This is a genomic window from Bacillus sp. 2175, assembly GCF_057812155.1.
On record NZ_CM173819.1, the window covers coordinates 5,143,114 to 5,162,017 of the forward strand.

21 protein-coding genes are annotated in these 18,904 nt (G+C 36.5%); 9 read left to right on the top strand and 12 right to left on the bottom strand.

Features of this window, described 5'->3' with window-relative positions:
- The first annotated feature begins 118 nt into the window (after positions 1-118).
- A complete protein-coding gene (locus tag ACXKY9_RS26825; RefSeq protein ID WP_000042785.1) occupies positions 119-844 on the top strand; it encodes a glycerophosphodiester phosphodiesterase in 726 nt (241 codons plus the stop codon).
- A 101-nt stretch (positions 845-945) separates the two neighbouring features.
- Positions 946-2,997, top strand: coding sequence for a transglycosylase domain-containing protein (locus ACXKY9_RS26830; protein ID WP_000372967.1), 2,052 nt, complete (start codon positions 946-948; stop codon positions 2,995-2,997).
- A gap of 32 nt (positions 2,998-3,029) precedes the next feature.
- Here ACXKY9_RS26830 and ACXKY9_RS26835 read toward each other — a convergent pair whose 3' ends face one another.
- Positions 3,030-3,539, bottom strand: coding sequence for a YwhD family protein (locus ACXKY9_RS26835; RefSeq protein WP_000136678.1), 510 nt, complete (start codon positions 3,537-3,539; stop codon positions 3,030-3,032).
- A 25-nt stretch (positions 3,540-3,564) separates the two neighbouring features.
- A complete protein-coding gene (locus ACXKY9_RS26840; protein ID WP_000372455.1) occupies positions 3,565-4,239 on the bottom strand; it encodes a site-2 protease family protein in 675 nt (224 codons plus the stop codon).
- 112 nt (positions 4,240-4,351) lie between these two features.
- Between ACXKY9_RS26840 and thmT the strand changes: the two genes are divergently transcribed.
- The gene (thmT, locus tag ACXKY9_RS26845; RefSeq protein ID WP_001147171.1) at positions 4,352-4,537 is read left to right on the top strand and encodes a 2-hydroxymuconate tautomerase; all 186 of its coding nucleotides are present in this window, start codon (positions 4,352-4,354) and stop codon (positions 4,535-4,537) included.
- Positions 4,538-4,576: 39 nt separating this feature from the next.
- On the opposite strand, the gene ACXKY9_RS26850 is transcribed toward thmT, so the two are convergent.
- The 6 genes from ACXKY9_RS26850 to ACXKY9_RS26875 form a co-directional block, all read right to left on the bottom strand.
- A complete protein-coding gene (locus tag ACXKY9_RS26850) occupies positions 4,577-5,881 on the bottom strand; it encodes an HD domain-containing protein (protein ID WP_000262731.1) in 1,305 nt (434 codons plus the stop codon).
- A gap of 145 nt (positions 5,882-6,026) precedes the next feature.
- Positions 6,027-6,965, bottom strand: coding sequence for an ABC transporter substrate-binding protein (locus ACXKY9_RS26855; RefSeq protein ID WP_000787728.1), 939 nt, complete (start codon positions 6,963-6,965; stop codon positions 6,027-6,029).
- Positions 6,966-7,154: 189 nt separating this feature from the next.
- Positions 7,155-7,967, bottom strand: coding sequence for an ABC transporter ATP-binding protein (locus tag ACXKY9_RS26860; protein WP_000212068.1), 813 nt, complete (start codon positions 7,965-7,967; stop codon positions 7,155-7,157).
- Between the two features lie 15 nt (positions 7,968-7,982).
- Positions 7,983-8,999 (bottom strand): FecCD family ABC transporter permease, encoded by a 1,017-nt coding sequence (locus ACXKY9_RS26865; RefSeq protein WP_001260757.1) that lies wholly within the window; start codon positions 8,997-8,999, stop codon positions 7,983-7,985.
- On the bottom strand, positions 8,996-10,051 hold the full coding sequence (locus tag ACXKY9_RS26870) for a FecCD family ABC transporter permease (protein ID WP_000388297.1): 1,056 nt from the start codon (positions 10,049-10,051) through the stop codon (positions 8,996-8,998). The genes ACXKY9_RS26865 and ACXKY9_RS26870 overlap by 4 nt, the downstream gene beginning before the upstream one ends.
- Before the next feature lie 311 nt (positions 10,052-10,362).
- On the bottom strand, positions 10,363-10,587 hold the full coding sequence (locus tag ACXKY9_RS26875) for a YuzB family protein (protein ID WP_000526078.1): 225 nt from the start codon (positions 10,585-10,587) through the stop codon (positions 10,363-10,365).
- A gap of 284 nt (positions 10,588-10,871) precedes the next feature.
- Here ACXKY9_RS26875 and ACXKY9_RS26880 point away from each other — a divergent pair, with 284 nt between their 5' ends.
- Together ACXKY9_RS26880 and lipL are read left to right on the top strand one after the other, a co-directional pair.
- Positions 10,872-11,564 (top strand): RsfA family transcriptional regulator, encoded by a 693-nt coding sequence (locus ACXKY9_RS26880; RefSeq protein ID WP_000868358.1) that lies wholly within the window; start codon positions 10,872-10,874, stop codon positions 11,562-11,564.
- Between the two features lie 128 nt (positions 11,565-11,692).
- Positions 11,693-12,538: an octanoyl-[GcvH]:protein N-octanoyltransferase gene (gene lipL, locus ACXKY9_RS26885; RefSeq protein WP_000071948.1), complete on the top strand. Its 846-nt coding sequence runs from the start codon at positions 11,693-11,695 to the stop codon at positions 12,536-12,538.
- Positions 12,539-12,586: 48 nt separating this feature from the next.
- Here lipL and pta read toward each other — a convergent pair whose 3' ends face one another.
- Positions 12,587-13,558 carry a phosphate acetyltransferase gene (gene pta / locus ACXKY9_RS26890; RefSeq protein WP_000067225.1) on the bottom strand — a complete coding sequence of 324 codons (972 nt, stop codon included), beginning with the start codon at positions 13,556-13,558 and terminating at the stop codon, positions 12,587-12,589.
- Positions 13,559-13,813: 255 nt separating this feature from the next.
- On the opposite strand from pta, the gene hemQ reads away from it, so the two are divergent.
- From hemQ to gerQ, 4 genes are all read left to right on the top strand, one after another.
- Positions 13,814-14,557, top strand: coding sequence for a hydrogen peroxide-dependent heme synthase (hemQ, locus tag ACXKY9_RS26895; RefSeq protein ID WP_001287595.1), 744 nt, complete (start codon positions 13,814-13,816; stop codon positions 14,555-14,557).
- Positions 14,558-14,756: 199 nt separating this feature from the next.
- On the top strand, positions 14,757-16,028 hold the full coding sequence (locus ACXKY9_RS26900; RefSeq protein ID WP_000722873.1) for a serine hydrolase: 1,272 nt from the start codon (positions 14,757-14,759) through the stop codon (positions 16,026-16,028).
- 173 nt (positions 16,029-16,201) lie between these two features.
- The gene (gene cwlJ, locus ACXKY9_RS26905; protein ID WP_000538167.1) at positions 16,202-16,624 is read left to right on the top strand and encodes a cell wall hydrolase CwlJ; all 423 of its coding nucleotides are present in this window, start codon (positions 16,202-16,204) and stop codon (positions 16,622-16,624) included.
- 27 nt (positions 16,625-16,651) lie between these two features.
- Positions 16,652-17,083, top strand: coding sequence for a spore coat protein GerQ (gene gerQ, locus ACXKY9_RS26910; protein ID WP_000193969.1), 432 nt, complete (start codon positions 16,652-16,654; stop codon positions 17,081-17,083).
- Positions 17,084-17,112: 29 nt separating this feature from the next.
- Here the strand turns inward: gerQ and ACXKY9_RS26915 are convergent, their stop codons facing one another.
- The 3 genes from ACXKY9_RS26915 to ACXKY9_RS26925 all read right to left on the bottom strand — a co-directional run bounded on the left by ACXKY9_RS26915 (position 17,113) and on the right by ACXKY9_RS26925 (position 18,832).
- Positions 17,113-17,481, bottom strand: coding sequence for a DUF423 domain-containing protein (locus tag ACXKY9_RS26915; RefSeq protein WP_000688315.1), 369 nt, complete (start codon positions 17,479-17,481; stop codon positions 17,113-17,115).
- Between the two features lie 64 nt (positions 17,482-17,545).
- The gene (locus ACXKY9_RS26920) at positions 17,546-17,833 is read right to left on the bottom strand and encodes a YwdI family protein (protein WP_001167349.1); all 288 of its coding nucleotides are present in this window, start codon (positions 17,831-17,833) and stop codon (positions 17,546-17,548) included.
- Between the two features lie 6 nt (positions 17,834-17,839).
- Complete coding sequence (locus tag ACXKY9_RS26925) at positions 17,840-18,832, bottom strand: potassium channel family protein (RefSeq protein ID WP_000993983.1); 993 nt, start codon at positions 18,830-18,832, stop codon at positions 17,840-17,842.
- Between the last annotated feature and the right edge of the window lie 72 nt (positions 18,833-18,904).

Below are 18,904 nucleotides of genomic sequence, written 5' to 3' on the forward strand. Positions count from 1 at the left end.
ACGTTAACGTTAACTTTTGTGCAACTGTTAGACTTTTGTAAATGTTTGTCATATTCAATTGTATTTTCCCTAAAGCAGTTTCATAATGAAAGAAAAGAGATAATAAGGAGAATTTCACATGAGTAAACCACTTATTTTCGCTCACCGCGGAGTAAAAGGAACACATCCCGAAAATACGATGATTGCCTTCCAAGAAGCAGAACGCATTGGCGCTCACGGAATTGAACTCGATGTCCACTTATCAAAAGATGGTGAACTTGTCGTAATTCACGATGAAACCGTCGATCGTACAACAAATGGCGTTGGACTTGTTTCGGAAAAAACGGTAGAGGAACTACAATCATTGGACGCTGGTAGCTATAAAGACCCTTCTTTCCATGAAGCAAAAATCCCAACGTTGCGTGAGGTTTTCATTTGGCTTTCCACAACGAACTTACAACTAAATATTGAATTAAAGACAGATGTTATTCATTACCCAAAGATTGAGGAAAAAGCTGTTGCACTTGTGCGTGAATATCATCTTTCTAATCAAATTGTATTTTCATCATTTAACCATGACTCTGTTTCATTATTAGCAGAAATTGCTCCTGAAATCCCAAGAGCAATTTTATATGATACACCACTTTCTGATCCAATTGCCGAAGCAAAACATAGAGAAGCAAATGGATTACATCCAAACTTCCAGTTATTAACGAAAGAATTTGTGCAGTTAGCACAAGAGCAAGGGTATGTTTTCCGTCCATATACAATTAATGAATACAAAGATTTACAAACTATGATTGATTATGGTGTAGATGTCATCATTACTGATTGGCCAGCACGTGCCTTTGAGCTCCTTTCTTAATGGAAGGGGCTTTTTTATTTTCGAAATTTCATTGTTTAAAATAAATGAAAACCCTCAATACTAATACAATAACGCTTGTATTAATGAGGGGCTGAAAAAAGATGGATCAAACTATGAATCCAAAACTTAAAAAATATAAACGTCTTTTCTTCACCGCAATGTTTTCTTGCGTCCTTTTCTTCGTTTTTTCTTTTTTTGTTATTATTATAGTTGCAAAAATTATGGGACCTCCTCCTGTTGCGGTCCCGCAAACAAGCGTCTTTTACGCAAATGATGACACTGTTATAGGACAAAGTAATGAAATGCAAAAACGTTACAATGTATCTCTTAATGAAATTTCACCTTATGTAAAAGAGGCGACACTATCTATTGAAGATCAACGATTCTACAAACATCATGGCTTTGATATGAAACGTATTGCTGGTGCCATTGTTGCCGATTTAAAAGCGATGGCAAAAGTCCAAGGTGCTAGTACGATTACACAACAGTATGCTCGTAACCTTTACTTAGATCATGATAAAACGTGGAAACGTAAACTATTAGAAGCAATGTACACAATTCGCCTTGAGGTGAATTATAATAAAAATCATATTTTAGAAGGATATTTAAATACAATTTATTACGGACATGGCGCTTATGGCATCGAAGCTGCATCCCGTCTATATTTCGATAAAACGGCAAAAGAGTTAACATTAGCAGAAGCTAGTATGCTCGCAGGTATCCCGAAAGGGCCAAGTGTCTATTCTCCCTTTTTGAAAGAGGATCGTGCGAAAGGACGACAAGCTCTCATATTAGATGAAATGGTAGAACAAGGATATATTACGAAGCAACAAGCAGCCTTAGCGAAGAAAGAGCCACTAACTTTTGCCTCATTAGATACGAAAAAAGTAGCAGAGGTCGCACCATATTTCCAAGATGCTGTACAAGCTTCGCTCCTTCGTGATGTTGGATTAGACGAACAAGCTTTACAACGGGGTGGCTTGCGAATTTATACAACGCTAGACCCTAAACTACAAGCTGTAGCAGAACAAGCTGTAAAAGATCACATACCTGACACAACAAACATACAAACTGCTCTCGTCTCTATGAATCCAAAGACAGGTGAAGTGGCTGCTCTTGTTGGTGGAACTGATTATACTACGAGTCAATTTAACAGGGCTACACAAGCCATTCGTCAGCCTGGTTCTACATTTAAGCCATTTCTATATTATGCGGCATTAGAACGAGGATTCACGCCTGCTACGCGCTTAAAAAGCGAATATACTGTATTCACTTTAGGTGACGGCGTTTCAAAGTATAAACCGAAGAACTATAAAGATTATTATGCAGATGATTTCGTAACAATGGCACAAGCTCTCGCAGTCTCTGATAACATTTATGCTGTGAAAACGAATTTGTTTTTAGGCGATGACGCGCTTGCAAAAACAGCGAAACAATTTGGAATTAAAAGTGCATTAAAAGATGTGCCTTCTCTAGCTCTTGGTACATCACCAGTAAAACCAATTGAAATGGTTAACGCTTATAGCATGTTCGCAAATGGTGGAAAAGAAGTAAAACCTACTTTCATTCGCCGCATTATGGATCATGAAGGAAATATATTATACGATGCTCATTTAGAGAGTAAACAAGTTCTCGACAAGAGCAAAGCGTTTGTAATGGAAGAAATGATGACTGGTATGTTTAATAAGAAACTAAGCAGCTATGCTGCTGTAACTGGTCAATCGATGTTATCCAAACTATCAAGAACATATGCCGGCAAATCTGGTTCTACTGAAACGGATAGTTGGATGATCGGATTTACTCCGCAAATCGTAACTGGTGTGTGGGTCGGATATGATCAACCTAAATCTATTTCAAACGTAGCAGAACAAGGATATGCGAAGAAAATATGGACTGATACGATGGAGAAAGGGTTAGAGGGACAACCAAAAAAAGAATTTAAACAACCAAGTGACGTCGTAGCGGTTAATATCAATCCAGAGAACGGTAAAATTGCTACAAAAAATTGTCCTATTTCTGTGAAAATGTATTTCGCTAAAGGTACCGAACCGACTGAATATTGTATGGATCACGTCGATGATAAAGAAGAATTTGAAAAAACGACTGAAGAAAAGAAAAAAACAAGTTGGTGGAAAAAATATCTTCCTTGGTAAAAAAATAGCTGACGGGCATCCGTCAGCTATTTTTATTCACTTAATAATGCACGGCGTAATTCTTCACTAGATTCGTTCCAAATCGCTTCATTATGTTCTTTCAAGAACGTACCAAGTACCTTTTTAGATGATTCATCCATATGGTCAACCATAATGTGACGCTTCAATGATTTATCCATTTTATTTACGTGCTCTGGAAGTGATTTATATCCGCGGCGAATCTCACGGTCAACTGTCATTTCACAAGCTGTTACACCTGCATAATACGCACCTGTCGCAGTTCTTTCAATTGTTACCCAAACAAGCCAAAATGGTTTTCCGTTTGGAACTTCATCTTTATTTGTTAAAAACTTAATACCTTTTTCTACTGTACTACGCGCGTGCATCGCACCAATATCAACGAATGCAGTTTTCTCTAGTACATCAACAAATACAGGTGAAATGTTTTCTAAGCTTAATGCCCCAACACCAAATCCACCATGTCCATCTGTTGAATCATTTTTCACGATATTAAAACCGATTTTTTTCTTTTTCTCTGTCATATGTAAAATCCTCCTCACTTAAAAATTATAAAAGGCCAAAAATAGGCGCAATAATGCTATCTAAAAATACAAATACATGCGGAATAACTACCTGGAAAATAGGTTGAATTGTGTAATTACTAAGCGGTGTAATAACGAGAATTAATAACGCAATTGCCCCGTATTTTTCATACTGTGTCATTTTCGCGCGAATATTTGCTGGCGCTAAATCTTCCACAACTCGATACCCATCAAGTGGCGGGATCGGTAATAAGTTAAATACAAGTAAAACGATATTCAGCATAATAAAAATCTGGAAAAATTGAGCTAACGTATCTGCTACTGCAGATGGAATTGAGTATAATACACCAAATTTTACTAAGCTATACCAAATAATTAAACCAATTGCGCTTAAAATTAAGTTACTAATCGGCCCTGCAATTGAAACTAATATACCTGCAAGACGCGGTCTTTTAAAGTTATATGGGTTAACAGGAACCGGTCTTGCCCAACCGAATCCAAGAATTAATACTGCAATCAAACCTATAGGATCTAAGTGTGCCATCGGTGATAACGTTAAACGGCCTTGTCTCTTTGCTGTATCGTCTCCAAATTTATATGCTACATATGCATGTGCAAATTCATGAACTGATAATGCGATAATAATGGCCATTGCTACCAAAGGAATTTGGTGCAACGGGTATCTAAATAACTGATCCATGCTTCATCTCCTCTTCCATATGTCAAAAAAAGAAATTATTTGTTTTTTCGATTGTTCTTCCCCATAATCCGCTATAATAAGAGTGTAACTTACATAAAAGGAGCGATTGTACATGCCATACGTAACAGTGAAAATGCTAGAAGGACGCACAGAAGAACAAAAGAAAGCTCTTGCTGAGAAAGTAACAGCAGCAGTAAGCGAAACAACTGGTGCTCCTGAAGAAAACATCGTTGTTTTCATCGAAGAAATGTCTAAAAACCATTATGCAGTTGGCGGAAAACGCTTAAGTGACAAATAATTTCAAGTTTTTTCATAAGAAGCAGCCATTAGCTGCTTCTTATTTCTTTCCTTCTAACAACTCAATAATTCTCTCTTTATATTTTCCTTTTCTTCCATCTTCATAGATTAAATCATGTGGATAGAATAGCTTTTGATCCGTTCTTTTCTTACCTGTAATCGCCTCAACAATGTCCGACTCACGTGAAAGCTCTCTAAGCTCTCCGTTTGGCATAAGAAGTAGGATTGGTAGACGCTCTTCTTCTTCTCCTGCACGATAAAAGTCATACGGTAAGTCTGATGTTGAATCAACTACTAAATAATACTCCGGATCAAGTCCAATCTTTTTAAATAAACTACTTAATTCCATCCAATTATCTAAACCGTGTTTATCTGTAAACTCTACATATTTAAATAGATTTCGATTCATAAAACGGCGGCATAAATCGCTTAAAATTGAATCTTCTTCTTCCTGCCATACTTGGAAGTAGTAATACATAACGTTCTCGTCTAACTTTAAATAATCCTCTACTGTTACTTCTTCTTCAAATAAAGAATAGAAATGAACAGGATGATTTTTAAATGTATAATACTTCTCGTGCAGTGATTTCGCACGGTGTAAAATCTTCGTTAAAATAACTTCTGCACTTCGCGTTACCGGGTGGAAATATACTTGCCAATACATTTGATAACGACTCATAATGTAATGCTCAACAGCATGCATACCACTATTTTTAATGACTACTTGATTCCCATACGGACGCATTACACGCAGTATACGTTCCATATCGAAGTTTCCGTACTTTACGCCTGTAAAATAAGCATCTCTTAATAAATAATCCATACGATCCGCATCAATTTGGCTCGAAATCATACTAATCGCTAATTTATTAGTAGATGTTTTTGCAATTACATCTGCTACCTTTTGCGGAAACTCCTTATCAACACGACTTAATACATCATTAATCTCCGTATCGCCTACGATAATCTTTTGCGTAAATTTCTCATGATCTAATGAAAATACTTTTTCAAACGAGTGAGAAAATGGGCCGTGACCGACATCATGAAGTAATGCCGCACATAAACATAACAATCTATCTTCAGCATTCCAATTTGGTCTGCCATCAAACACATCATCAATCATACGACGAATAATTTCGTATACACCTAACGAATGAGTAAAGCGACTATGCTCTGCACCGTGAAATGTAAAAAATGTCGTTCCAAGCTGCTTAATACGGCGCAAGCGTTGAAATTCTTTCGTTCCGATTAAATCCCAAATAACACGATCACGCACGTGCACATATTTATGTACTGGGTCTTTAAACACTTTTGTTTCGCTGAGTTTGTCGTTTAAATATACCACTTTCCGACATCCCCCTTTCTTTACTACATTCTTACTTTATATTATAAACGAAATGAGAAACAGAAAGAAATGAAAGACTGTATTAATTCCCTTTATAAAAAGAAAAAATCACCTTTACCGAAGTAAAAGTGATTTCCTTTATACATTATTTACCTAAAACGAATTCAGCAACTTCGTCTAAGATCATATCTTTCCCTAGTGGGAAGTAACCTTTGTTTAAGTCTTCATTTTTAATTGTAAATACGTGGTTATTTTTAACAGCGTTCATGTTTTTCCAAATTGATTCTTCTTGGAATTCTTTTAAGCGCTGAGAACCGTCACCAGTTGTAAATACGAATAAGTAATCTGGGTTGTAATCGATTAAAGCTTCTTTTTGTACTTGTACTAACGGTTTATCAGTTGGTGTACCTTTAACTGCTGGTAGTTTTAAATCATTAAAGATTACGCTACCGTAACCGTAATCACCATATACGCGGAAAGCATTTGGATATGCAGCCATTTTCATAAATGTTGCTTCACCAGTTTTAGCGACGATTTTGTCATGTAATTTGCTTGCTTTTTCATCATACTTTTTGAACCATTCTTTTGTTTCTTTTTCTTTACCGAAGATTTGACCTACTTCTTCGAATTTTGGACGCCATTGATCTAATGGAGTGTTTAACATAACTGTTGGTGCAATTTTAGATAATTGATCATAAATCTTTTCTTGACGATTATTTACAAGAATTAAATCTGGTTTTGCAACAGCTACTGCTTCAATGTTAATTTTATCGCCCCAAGCAGAACCAACTGGTTTAACGTCTTTTAGTTTCTTTTCAATATGTGCATCAATTTTTTCTTGAGATGTATTAGCAGTAATAACCGGTTTCATACCGAAAATTAATAATTCTTCTGTTGAACCACTAAGGTCAGCAATTTTCTTTGGGTTTGCAGGAATTTTAATTTCCCCTTTTGCATGTTTTACAGTGCGCTCTTCAGTCTTTGCATCTGCTTTCTTTTCTTCTTCTTTATTAGAACAAGCTGCAAATAGTACAGAAGTCACAACTAGTACCATTGCTAATAGTGCCATTTTAAAATTCTTCATGTTCCCACTCCTTCTAGCTGTATTTATCTTATAAGTTACAATGAACTATAAGAAACGAATATAACAATTAATTAATATATATTTATTAATTGTTGTTAATAACCCATTCTAACGGGCGTTCAACTTCCCATTCATATATAAGAAGCTCAACGTCCATTAGAAGCCCCCCTCTTTACGAGGGGGTTCTACTTATGCTTTTTTACGCAATTGATTACTAATCATCGCTAAATCATATGTTAAACAAATTGGCTTACAGTTTACTGGACATGGAACGATTTGAGCTTCAATCTCAAATACGTTACGAAGTGTTTCACTTGTCATAACTTCATCTGGCGTTCCTTGTTTCATTAACTTACCTGCTTTTAATGCAATCATATGATCAGAGAAACGAGAAGCGTGGTTTAAGTCATGGATAACCATAACAATCGTTCTACCTTCTTCTTCATTTAACTTTTTCAATAAGTTTAATACTTCTAATTGATGAGCCATATCTAAGTACGTTGTTGGTTCATCCAATACAAGTAATTCTGTTCCTTGTGCAAGAGCCATTGCAATCCAAACACGTTGACGTTGGCCACCTGATAGCGCTTCTGCTGGACGATTCGCAAATTCTTTCATTCCTGTCACTTCAAGTGCCCAGTTAATGTAGCGATAATCCTCTTCTTTCAACGTGCCAAACCCTTTTTGATGAGGGAATCTTCCATATGACACAAGCTCAAATACAGTAAGACCCGTTGGCACTTCTGCAGTTTGTGGTAAAATCGCCATTTTCTTTGCAATTTCTTTCGTTGGCTGTTTCTCAATTGCTTTTCCGTCAAGATAAACAGTACCTTGCTTTGCCTTCAAAATACGAGACGCCGTTTTTAATAATGTGGACTTCCCACAACCATTTGGTCCAATAATTGTTGTAATTTTCCCTTCCGGAATTTCAACTGTTAAACCATCAATAATTAAACCTTCATTATAGCCAACAGATACCGCATCCACCGCTAAAGTTGCCATACGAAAAGCCTCCCTTTATTTTGTCCTCATAAGTAAATAAATGAAATATGGTGCACCAATTACAGAAATAACAAGACCGACTGGTATTTCTGAAGTTGTTAATACACTTCTTGAAATTACGTCTGCGAATAAAAGTAAAAACGTTCCTATTAGCGCAGCGGTGGGCAACATAATTTGATGTTTACCACCAACAAGGCGCCTTGCTAAATGCGGGGCCATTAAACCGATAAAGCCAATTCCACCGGCAACAGCAACAGATGCACCTGCTAAACAAACTGCAATAAATAATAATTTACGTCTTTCTTTTTCTACGTTTACACCAAGGCCAACTGCTGTAGAATCGCCTAGGTTCATTACATTTAATATGTGTGCTTTACTTATAGCAAGCGGTAAGAAAATAACCATCCATGGAAGTACACTTAATACGAATTTCCAATCTGTACCCCATAGACTTCCCGCCAGCCAAATCGTAGCAAAACGAAAATCGTTAGATGTCATCTTCATAGAGAAAATTAAACTAACAGCTCCAAATCCAGCTGCAACGGCAATACCAACAAGTATTAATCGAGTCGATGAAACGCCGTCTTTCCATGCTAGTAAATAAATAATTACCGCTGCTAATATCGCTCCAACTAGTGCGAAGAATGGAAGAATGAATACAGATAAAAATGTACCAGTCCCTACTTTCCCGAAGAAGAAGTAGACGAATATAACAACTGTTAATCCCGCTCCAGCATTAATACCTATAATACCTGGATCAGCAAGCGGATTTCGTGATAAACCTTGCAAAATCGCACCTGACATAGCTAAAGCAGATCCGACTAGTATAGCAATTACCATACGCGGCATGCGGAATTCAAATAAAATAACAGACTGATCTTCAGCCCCTAGTCCAACCAATGACTTTAATACGTCCATTGGCGGGATTTTAAAAGTTCCTGTATTTAAACTAATAAGAAATATAGAAACGATTAGTCCTACTAAAATCGTTAATATAGAAATGTTCTTTTTTGTTAAGACACTCGTCCTCACATCTTTCCTCTCCCTTCATTACGTGCTAAGTAGAGGAAGAATGGAACCCCAATTAGCGCTGTAATTGCTCCAATTGGCGTTTCAAATGGCGGGTTAATAACGCGAGATAACATATCTGCACATTCAATTAACAGCCCGCCTAAGACCGCAGAACATGGAATAACCCATCTATAGTCCGAGCCTACAAGAAAACGAGTCATATGCGGAATTACAAGACCAACAAATCCAACTGATCCTGCCATGGAAACTGCGGAACCCGTTAAAACAAGAACAAGTACTGTTCCGATAAATTTAATTAATGTCGTATTTTGACCAAGTCCAATTGCAATTTCTTCACCGAAGCTCAAAATTGTAATATATCTCGACATCATAATTGCGATAAAAAGACAAACAAGGCCAATTGGCACTAACATATTAATACTTTGCCATTTCACTCCAGCAACTCCGCCTGCATTCCACATGCTTACCTCTTGGGCAAGATTGAAATACAATGCGATTCCAGATGAAATCGCCCCTAATAAAGCACTAATAGCTGCACCTGCTAAAGCTAATTTCACAGGTGTTAATCCACCTGGTGAAGAAGACCCAATTCCATATACAATGCTTGCACCAAACGCAGCTCCAATAAAAGATGCGATAACAAACATTAAATAAGGTGAATTAGGAAAAAATGCATACATAATTGCAATTCCAAATACAGCCCCATCTGTAATCCCCATTAACGATGGCGAAGCAAGTGGATTTCGCGTCATACCTTGCATAATTGCTCCTGATACCGCTAAAAAGGCACCTGCAACTACGCCCCCTATTGCTCTAGGCATGCGAAGCTCTTGAATTACATTATGATGTGTAATAGATCCATCAAACCGAAATACAGCTTGCCATACAGTCTTTAAACTAATATCTGCAGCCCCAAAAGAAATAGAAACTGCCATGCTTAAAGCTAACAAAACTGTACCCGCTACTAAAATAATAGAAGCGATAAGCGGTCTGCTCTTAATCTCTTTAACATTCTCTTCTTGCTGTTCTATACTGCTTGCGCTCGCTTCCATCCCTCAACCATCCTAACTAACAACATATATTTATTGAAATGAAATTTATTCTCAAATAGTAATAAAAAAATTAGGTGAATTGTTATTTTCCTGATAATGATTCTCAGAATCAGACACTTCTATTCTACCTATCGCTTTAAAAGACTGTCAACCATTATTTTGAAATATAAATTTATACAAATTGGAATTTTAATACAAAAGTTGTGTCTATCCTTTAGAAAACGTTCGTCCATACAAGAGTACTTTCGCAGAATAAATTATTCCTCTTATGGGCATAAAAAAGAAGAGTAATCTTTTCACTCTTCTTTTTCTTACTTATTTAACTTTGCTTCAATTTTTGCGATTAACTCATCTTCTGTTGGAGCCGCAACTGGACGGTTATTTACAAATGCGAATGATTTTTTACGACCAGGACCACAGTAAGACTGACATCCAACTTCAATCGTTGCACATGAATCTACTTTTTTTAACTTCGGAACTAACGTTTTAACGTTCGTTGCCTGACAGTCATCGCACACGCGAAACTCGTTTCCCATTATATAACACTTCCTCTATTTTAAACTTTTCTCAAGTACGTTTAAAAATAAACACTAAATGGTATTTTACCGCTCTTTGAAGCTCGTTGCAAGTTTCCCTACAAAGCCTATTCTCTACATAATGCTACATATTTATATGCTCTCCTACAGAAGCGCTCACCATTCATGGGAAAATTTTTACCTTTCATCGAAATCTACCATATTTTTAAAAGCTTTGTATAAAAGTTTATTTTTTTGCCCATTATAAAAATAGGAAGTTCATAAAAAGAAAGGGAGTTGAATCTATGAAAGTAAGACAAGATGCTTGGACAGATGAGGATGATTTATTACTTGCTGAAACGGTACTTCGTCATGTTAGAGAAGGAAGTACGCAATTAAATGCATTTGAGGAAGTAGGGGATCAGTTAAATCGTACATCTGCTGCTTGTGGTTTCCGCTGGAATGCTGTTGTTCGCTATAGCTATGAACAAGCTCTTCAACTAGCAAAAAAACATCGTAAAGATAAAATGCGTGCTGCAAGCGGTGAACAAGCGAAAAAACGTTTACTTTATACACCACCAGCTTCAGATTCGATAACTGATTATGAAGAATTAGTACAAGAAGAATCAATCGTACAATATAAAGAAGCTATTCCATATCAAGAATCTACTGCTCCTGCTGCAAGAAGCTCTATGACAATGCAAGATGTTATTTATTTTTTACAAACAGTCGGATCTTCAAATATAAAAGTGACAGCTCTTGAAAACGAGAATACGAGATTGAAACAAGAAATTAAAGCACAAATCCTTCGGAATGAGGAACTAGAAAAGAAACTAGAAAAATTAGAAAAGCAATCTCATACTGTACAAGAAGATTACGAAACACTTATGAACATTATGAACCGAGCTCGTAAATTGGCAGTCATGGATGACGAAGAACGTTCTCAAACATCTTTCCGAATGGACCGAAACGGTAATTTAGAAAAAATTGCAGAATAAAAAGGATGCATGTAATGCATCCTTTTTATTATTTCACCTCTAAGCTCCCCCTTTATATGTGAGAAAACTCCATCCTTCATTTTTTGCTATAATAGAGATTGTCATTTTAAAGATAAGGGGTTAGTTATATGAGCAATTCCCGTTCCATTTTATCTCAGCCAGAGTGGCGCATTGTAGATCAATCCAGTTTGGGACCAACATTCCATGCACTTCAGTCATTCGCAATGGATGACACATTATGCACAAGCATTGGAAATGGCAAGTCAGCCGCAACAATGCGTTCTTGGGTTCATCACAATACAATTGTCCTTGGCATTCAAGATTCACGCCTTCCGCATTTAGAAGAAGGTATTTCTTTTTTAAAACAAAACAACTTCAATGTTATTGTCCGTAATTCTGGCGGGCTTGCGGTCGTGCTTGATGAAGGTGTTTTAAACGTATCACTTTTATTCCAAGAAACAGAAAAAGGTATCGATATTGACCTTGGATACGATACAATGTGGCATTTGATTAAGGAGATGTTAAAGGATTACGACGTTACTATCGAGGCAAAAGAAATTGTCGGCTCTTACTGTCCTGGTAGTTATGACTTAAGTATTCGCGATCAAAAATTTGCTGGTATTTCACAACGTCGTATTCGCGGAGGTGTCGCTGTCCAAATCTATCTCTGCGCTACCGGAAGTGGCTCTGAGCGTGCCGCACTCGTTCGTGATTTCTACAACCTAGCAATTCAAGGGGAAGAAACACGCTTTACGTACCCTGAAATTGTACCAAGTACGATGGCCTCACTCTCAGAATTACTTGGTGAAACCATTACAGTACAAGATTTAATGATGCGTCTTTTAAAAACATTGCAGCAATTCGCTCCAAAGTTAACACCATCTCAATTAACAATAGATGAGATTCCTTTATATGAGATGAATTTACAACGTATTATTGATCGTAATAATAAAGCACTTGGTTTAGAAAAATAAAGACCGTCGCTATAATAGCGACGGTCTTTATTTCAATTCATTATAGAATTAAAGTGCTTGAGCTGCTGTAATTAATGCTAACTTGTACACTTCTTCTTCGTTACATCCACGAGATAGGTCATTTACAGGCATGTTTAAGCCTTGCAAGATTGGTCCTACTGCTTCGAAGTTACCTAAACGTTGAGCGATTTTGTAGCCGATATTACCAGCTTCTAAGCTTGGGAATACGAATACGTTAGCATCACCTTTAATTGTAGAACCTGGAGCTTTTTTCTCAGCTACAGATGGTACGAATGCAGCATCGAATTGGAATTCTCCATCTAAAGTTAACTCAGGAGCCATTTCTTTTGCAATGCGAGTTGCTTCTACAACTTTTTCTGTTTCTGGAGATTTCGCAGAACCTTTTGTAGAGAAGCTTAACATAGCAACGCGTGGATCAATGCCGAATAACTCAGCAGTTTTCGCACTTTCGATACCGATTTCAGCTAAATCTTGGCTGTTTGGTGCAATGTTAATTGCGCAATCAGCGAATACATATTTCTCTTCTTCACGTACCATGATGAATACGCCAGAAGTTTTTGTAACACCTGGTTTTGTTTTAATAATTTGAAGTGCTGGACGAACTGTATCAGCTGTAGAGTGAGCTGCACCACTTACTAGACCGTGTGCTTTGCCCATGTATACAAGCATTGTACCGAAGTAGTTTTCGTCTTTAAGGATTTTGCGAGCGTCTTCTTCAGTTGCTTTACCTTTACGGCGTTCAACGAAAGATGCTACCATCGCATCCATTTCTTCGTATGTAGCTGGGTCGTAAATATCAACGCCTGCTAATGTTAAATTCATGCTAGCAGCTTTTGCGCTAATTTCTTCTCTATTACCAACTAAGATTGGTTTTACTAACTCTTCTTTTGCTAAACGCTCTGCAGCGCCTAAAATTCTTTCATCAGTTCCTTCAGGAAGTACGATAGAAATGCCTTTTCCTTGAACTTTTTCTTTTACTGTTGTAAATAAGTTGCTCACGAATAAACCCTCCTACATATGTTAAAAAAACTCTATCTTTAAGAATACTGCTTTTCTTCTATATTTTAAACTTATAGCTCCCAAAAAATAGATAAAATAAAAATGATTATATTTTCATAAAATTCAGCCGTTAAATTCACCTTGCTTAAACACTTAAATGTGACAATTTTATGCGCCAAGGTTTTATATAGATGATTTTAAAACTATATATGCTATAGTTAACGTGTAAAACTATCATTAACTGAGGTGAATAGAATGAGTGAAGCAACAACAACGTTAGATGGCTGGTATTGTTTACATGATTTACGTTCTATTGATTGGGCTGCATGGAAAACATTATCTAGCGACGAACGCGGACAAGCAGTGTCTGAATTTTTAAATGTCGTTGAAAAATGGAACGAAGTAGCTACTGCGAAAAAAGGTAGTCACGCAATGTATACAGTTGTTGGCCAAAAAGCTGATATTATGCTTATGATTTTACGTCCAACAATGGAAGAGTTAAATGAAATTGAGACAGAATTGAATAAAACAACTTTAGCTGAATATATGGTTCCTGCATATTCTTACGTATCTGTTGTTGAATTAAGCAACTATCTTCCAGCTGATGAGGATCCATACCAAAACCCGCAAATTTTAGCTCGCTTATATCCTGAATTGCCGAAAGCAAATCATATTTGCTTCTATCCAATGGATAAGCGTCGCCAAGGTGATGACAACTGGTACATGCTTCCTATGGAAGAGCGTAAAAAAATGATGTACAGTCATAGTAAAATTGGCCGTCAATACGCAGGTAAAGTACGCCAAGTGATTTCAGGATCTGTTGGATTCGACGATTTCGAATGGGGCGTAACATTATTCGCTGACGATGTTCTTCAATTTAAAAAACTTATATATGAAATGCGCTTCGATGAAGTAAGTGCTCGTTATGGTGAATTTGGAACATTCTTCGTTGGAAACATTTTACCAGACGAAAAAGTAGAGAAATTTTTACACATATAAATGGTGAAAAGGAACGAAATTCGTTCCTTTTTTTATTCTTCTCTATATTTATCCTCAAAAATCTCCTTTTTTCTGCACTTTTGAAGAAAAACCGACATTTTTTCAAATTTATTGTAAAATTGTAACCTTTTTATATATAAAGATATGCTAAAATGATACGAGCTATATGCTAAATAACGATGCGAAGGTGATAATCTATATGAAAAAAATTTTGTCTATTTTACTATTGCTTGTATTGTCAATTTCTTCCTTAGGAGTAACAACATCCCATGCGGAAGAAAAAATACATATTGAGGCAGCCGCTGCACTTTTATTTGATGCAGATACTGGAAAAATACTTCACGAGCAAAATCCAGATGAATTGCTGGCTATTGCTAGTATGTCGAAATTAATTGTTGTTTACGCTGTTTTAGAAGCAATTAAAGAAGGAAAAATCACATGGGATACGAAAGTAAATATTTCTGATTACGCTTATGAAGTCTCTCGTAATAATGAATTCTCTAATGTACCGTTCGAAAAAGGACGTCAATATACTGTAAAAGAATTATATCATTCTATTGTTATATTCTCAGCAAATGGATCTAGTATCGCTTTAGCAGAACTTCTTGCAGGAAGTGAGAAAAACTTCTTAAATCTTGCAAATGAACATGCTAAAAAGCTAGGATTAAAGAAATATAAATTTGTAAACGCTACTGGCTTAAATAACGCTGACTTAAAAGGAAAACATCCTGAGGGTACTGATCCAAATGCAGAAAACTCTATGTCAGCTCGTGATATGGGTATGCTTTCAAAAGCAATGATTACAAAGTATCCAGAAATGCTAGAGGATACAAAACAAAGATTTAGAAACTTCCCAGACAATCACCCAAAACCAATTCGTATGGAAAACTGGAATTGGATGTTACCAGGAGCTTCTTTCGCTTATGAAGGTACCGATGGTTTAAAAACCGGAAGTTCTGATACAGCTGGATACGGATTTACTATTACTGCTAAACGTGGTGATGTACGTCTTATCTCGGTTATTATTAAAACAAAATCAATGGATGAACGTTTCACAGAATCTCGTGAATTAATCGAATATGGATTTAATAACTTTGAAAAACAAAAACTAAAAGTTAATAAGAACAATACAATCTCTGTAGTAAAAGGGAAAGAAGACCAAGTAACTGTTGCACCCGAAAAAGAAATAACAGTAATTGCGAAAAAAGGTAGCAAAGAACCTTATAAAATTGGGACTGAATTAGATAAATCTCTTGCTGAAGATGGACATTTAGTTGCTCCTATTAAGAAAGATGCCAAAGTAGGCTCAATTACTTTAGAATCAACTGATAAATATGGTTTCTTAGACGGTAGTAAAAGTATGAAAGTTACTGCAAAAACGACAGAGGAAGTTGAAAAAGCAAATTGGTTTGTGTTAACAATGCGCTCTATTGGTGATTTCTTCTCAAACTTATGGTCTAAAGTTTTTTAATAAAAAAGCTGGCTCACGCTAGCTTTTTTTATTTTCCACTCTCAATGTAAAACTTCGTTTGGTTGTCATATCTGAGCCCTTTTCCTCATACGTATGAACTAGTAATTGTTACACACTTCATCTAGAGATAAACCTCTTTCCAAAAGGTATTCCAAAAAGAGAGGTGACACATAATGGGTGTTATTGCTTATAACGAAGAAGATGTAAAGTTGTTGGCTAGACTGATGCGTGCTGAAGCCGAAGGAGAAGGGCAACAAGGAATGTTAATGGTCGGAAACGTTGGGGTAAATCGTGTCCGCGGAAATTGTTTAGATTTTAAAAGCATTCGTAATTTACGTCAAATGGTTTATCAAAACCCCGGCGGTTTTGAAGCAACGCAAAAAGGATACTTTTATCAACGGGCACGTGAACAAGATATTGCCCTAGCGAGACGGACCATTCAAGGGCAACGTTTTTGGCCTGCCAACTTTGCCTTATGGTTCTTTAGACCTGAAGGGGCATGTCCACCAACTTGGTATAACCAACAAAACTCTGGTCGCTTTAAAAAGCACTGCTTCTTCCAGCCATCTGCTGGAGACTGCCCTAGCGTATATTAAGGAATAAAAATGAGGAGGGATTTTTGAATGACACAGCAACAAAACCCCTATTATGGAACAGGTTTTTATCAACCATCTGGAACTTATGTACAACCGCAACAAATGACCGCTGGGCAACAGCAACAGCAACAACAAGCAATGCAGCAACAAGCTGCGCAAGCGCAATATGCAATTTCTCAAGGGATGTTACCTCTAGAACAATCATATATTGAAAATATCCTTCGTCTAAACAAAGGTAAGCAAGCTACAGTTGTAATGACTTATGAGCGTGGTAGTTCTCTTGGTACTCAATCTTATACAGGTATTATCGAGGCAGCTGGTCGTGATCATATTATCATTAGTGAGCCTGAATCCGGAAAGCGTTACTTATTACTAATGATTTACTTAGATTATGTAGAATTTCCAGAAAGAATTACGTATTTACCGGGTCAACAAGCAACTTATGCTCCAAGACCATAAAAAAGCTGGCAAATGCCAGCTTTTGTTTTTTATAATCCTTTTACAACTGCAGTCCCTACTAGAATCCACGCCACAATAAACGCTACACCACCAAGAGGTGTAATTGGACCAAAGAACTTAATGCCTGTCGTACTTAATGCATACAAACTACCTGAGAACATAATAATTCCAGCTACCATTAGCCAACCAGCAGTAGTTAAAAGTGATGATTGAACCTTATCCATCAATAAAGCAACTACGAATAGTCCACCTGCATGAAACATTTGATATGTAACGCCTGTTTTCCAAACTTCTAACATTTTTGCAGAAATTTTATTTTCTAAACCGTGTGCTCCAAAGGCCCCTAACGCAACAGATAGCCCCGCTGCAATACAACCTAGTAAAAAGAAAATTTTCATCTTAATTCCCCTTTTTTACCTTTATCATAAGCAATTTTTGCATATAAGCCAAACGATTTATCTTCTAAAAATCAAATAAAGAATTACCGTTTGCATCACTTTCTTTTATATATACTGGCTCCCCAGAAACAGGTGCAATTGGTTGCATAGTTGTTACTGGTTGTGATCCAATTACTTGCGATTGAATTTTCGGTTCTCTATATGTAGATGTTTCAACTTGTTCATCTAATAATAAGTCACATAAAGCACGCACAACTAATAAATGTTCTTTTGACTTTTGTCCTTCACTACTTTTTGCCTTCGCAATTTCATTCGCCATTTTATTTAAAATCTTGTCGCTAGATATTTGCATTCCTTATCACCTCGTACTTTGTAATTCTTTCTCGAATTGTACCAATTTTTCTACTGAACCAAATACTATTATCATATCACGTTCTTTCAATTTTTCCTGTCCTGCCGGATTATGTATAATATTACCATTTCTTGAAATCGCTAATATTGTTACATCAAACTGATTCCTTACATTACTCTCTAGTAACGATTTACCAACTAATATTGAATCTTTTCCAACTAGAATTTCTTCAATGACAAATGACTGTTCTACTCCATACAACACTGTATCAATATAATGAACGGTTAATGGATTTGCAATACCTTTTGCGATATGAATACCCGCCATACTAGATGGGTTAATAACCTTATTTGCACCAGCACGCCTTAATTTCTCTTCAGTTTCTGGCTTTTCAGATCTCGCCACAATTTTAATCGTATCGTTTAACCCTCTTGCTGTTAATGTAATAAATACATTTTCGGCATCATTTGCAACAATAGCAACTAAACCAGCTGCTTTTAAAATTCCGGCATTATGTAATACTTGATCTTCCGTTGCATCTCCATGTACAAATAAAAGCTTTTCCTGCTCCAATATACTTTCATCTTTATCAACAACGACAAATGGAATATTCTTTTCTTGCAATTCATGTACAACTTGAAGCCCCACTCTACCGCAACCACATACTATAATATGATTTTTCAACTGCGCTATTTGTTTATCCATCTTCTTCCTCCGTACTGCATGAAATAAATTCCCTTCAATAATCATAGCTGCCACTACCCCAATTGCATACGTAACAATACCTACGCCAACAGGAATAATAAGAAGCGCAAATACTTTCCCCGCTTGCGTTACAGGAACGGCATCTCCGTATCCAACAGTCAATACAGTAATCATTGTCATCCAAAATGCTTGAAACAAACTAATCTCTTCAATCGTCATAAATCCTATCGTTCCTAGAATTACAACAAAAGTCATACATATAACTGCTATCCATAATTGCTTACGTGCATTCATACTGTGTTTCAACTCTTTTCTCTACCTACAATCTTTGCCAGTGGAAATAAAATACGTATATACTAGATACGG

Coding starts and splice junctions, on each gene's coding strand:
- gerQ (WP_000193969.1), top strand. CDS start 16,652: ATGACACAGCAACAAAACCCCTATTATGGAACAGGTTTTTATCAACCA.
- lipL (WP_000071948.1), top strand. CDS start 11,693: ATGAGCAATTCCCGTTCCATTTTATCTCAGCCAGAGTGGCGCATTGTA.
- ACXKY9_RS26840 (WP_000372455.1), bottom strand. CDS start 4,239: ATGGATCAGTTATTTAGATACCCGTTGCACCAAATTCCTTTGGTAGCA.
- ACXKY9_RS26835 (WP_000136678.1), bottom strand. CDS start 3,539: ATGACAGAGAAAAAGAAAAAAATCGGTTTTAATATCGTGAAAAATGAT.
- ACXKY9_RS26830 (WP_000372967.1), top strand. CDS start 946: ATGGATCAAACTATGAATCCAAAACTTAAAAAATATAAACGTCTTTTC.
- cwlJ (WP_000538167.1), top strand. CDS start 16,202: ATGGGTGTTATTGCTTATAACGAAGAAGATGTAAAGTTGTTGGCTAGA.
- ACXKY9_RS26825 (WP_000042785.1), top strand. CDS start 119: ATGAGTAAACCACTTATTTTCGCTCACCGCGGAGTAAAAGGAACACAT.
- ACXKY9_RS26875 (WP_000526078.1), bottom strand. CDS start 10,587: ATGGGAAACGAGTTTCGCGTGTGCGATGACTGTCAGGCAACGAACGTT.
- ACXKY9_RS26880 (WP_000868358.1), top strand. CDS start 10,872: ATGAAAGTAAGACAAGATGCTTGGACAGATGAGGATGATTTATTACTT.
- hemQ (WP_001287595.1), top strand. CDS start 13,814: ATGAGTGAAGCAACAACAACGTTAGATGGCTGGTATTGTTTACATGAT.
- ACXKY9_RS26860 (WP_000212068.1), bottom strand. CDS start 7,967: ATGGCAACTTTAGCGGTGGATGCGGTATCTGTTGGCTATAATGAAGGT.
- thmT (WP_001147171.1), top strand. CDS start 4,352: ATGCCATACGTAACAGTGAAAATGCTAGAAGGACGCACAGAAGAACAA.
- ACXKY9_RS26870 (WP_000388297.1), bottom strand. CDS start 10,051: ATGGAAGCGAGCGCAAGCAGTATAGAACAGCAAGAAGAGAATGTTAAA.
- ACXKY9_RS26920 (WP_001167349.1), bottom strand. CDS start 17,833: ATGCAAATATCTAGCGACAAGATTTTAAATAAAATGGCGAATGAAATT.
- ACXKY9_RS26900 (WP_000722873.1), top strand. CDS start 14,757: ATGAAAAAAATTTTGTCTATTTTACTATTGCTTGTATTGTCAATTTCT.
- ACXKY9_RS26855 (WP_000787728.1), bottom strand. CDS start 6,965: ATGAAGAATTTTAAAATGGCACTATTAGCAATGGTACTAGTTGTGACT.
- ACXKY9_RS26915 (WP_000688315.1), bottom strand. CDS start 17,481: ATGAAAATTTTCTTTTTACTAGGTTGTATTGCAGCGGGGCTATCTGTT.
- ACXKY9_RS26925 (WP_000993983.1), bottom strand. CDS start 18,832: ATGAATGCACGTAAGCAATTATGGATAGCAGTTATATGTATGACTTTT.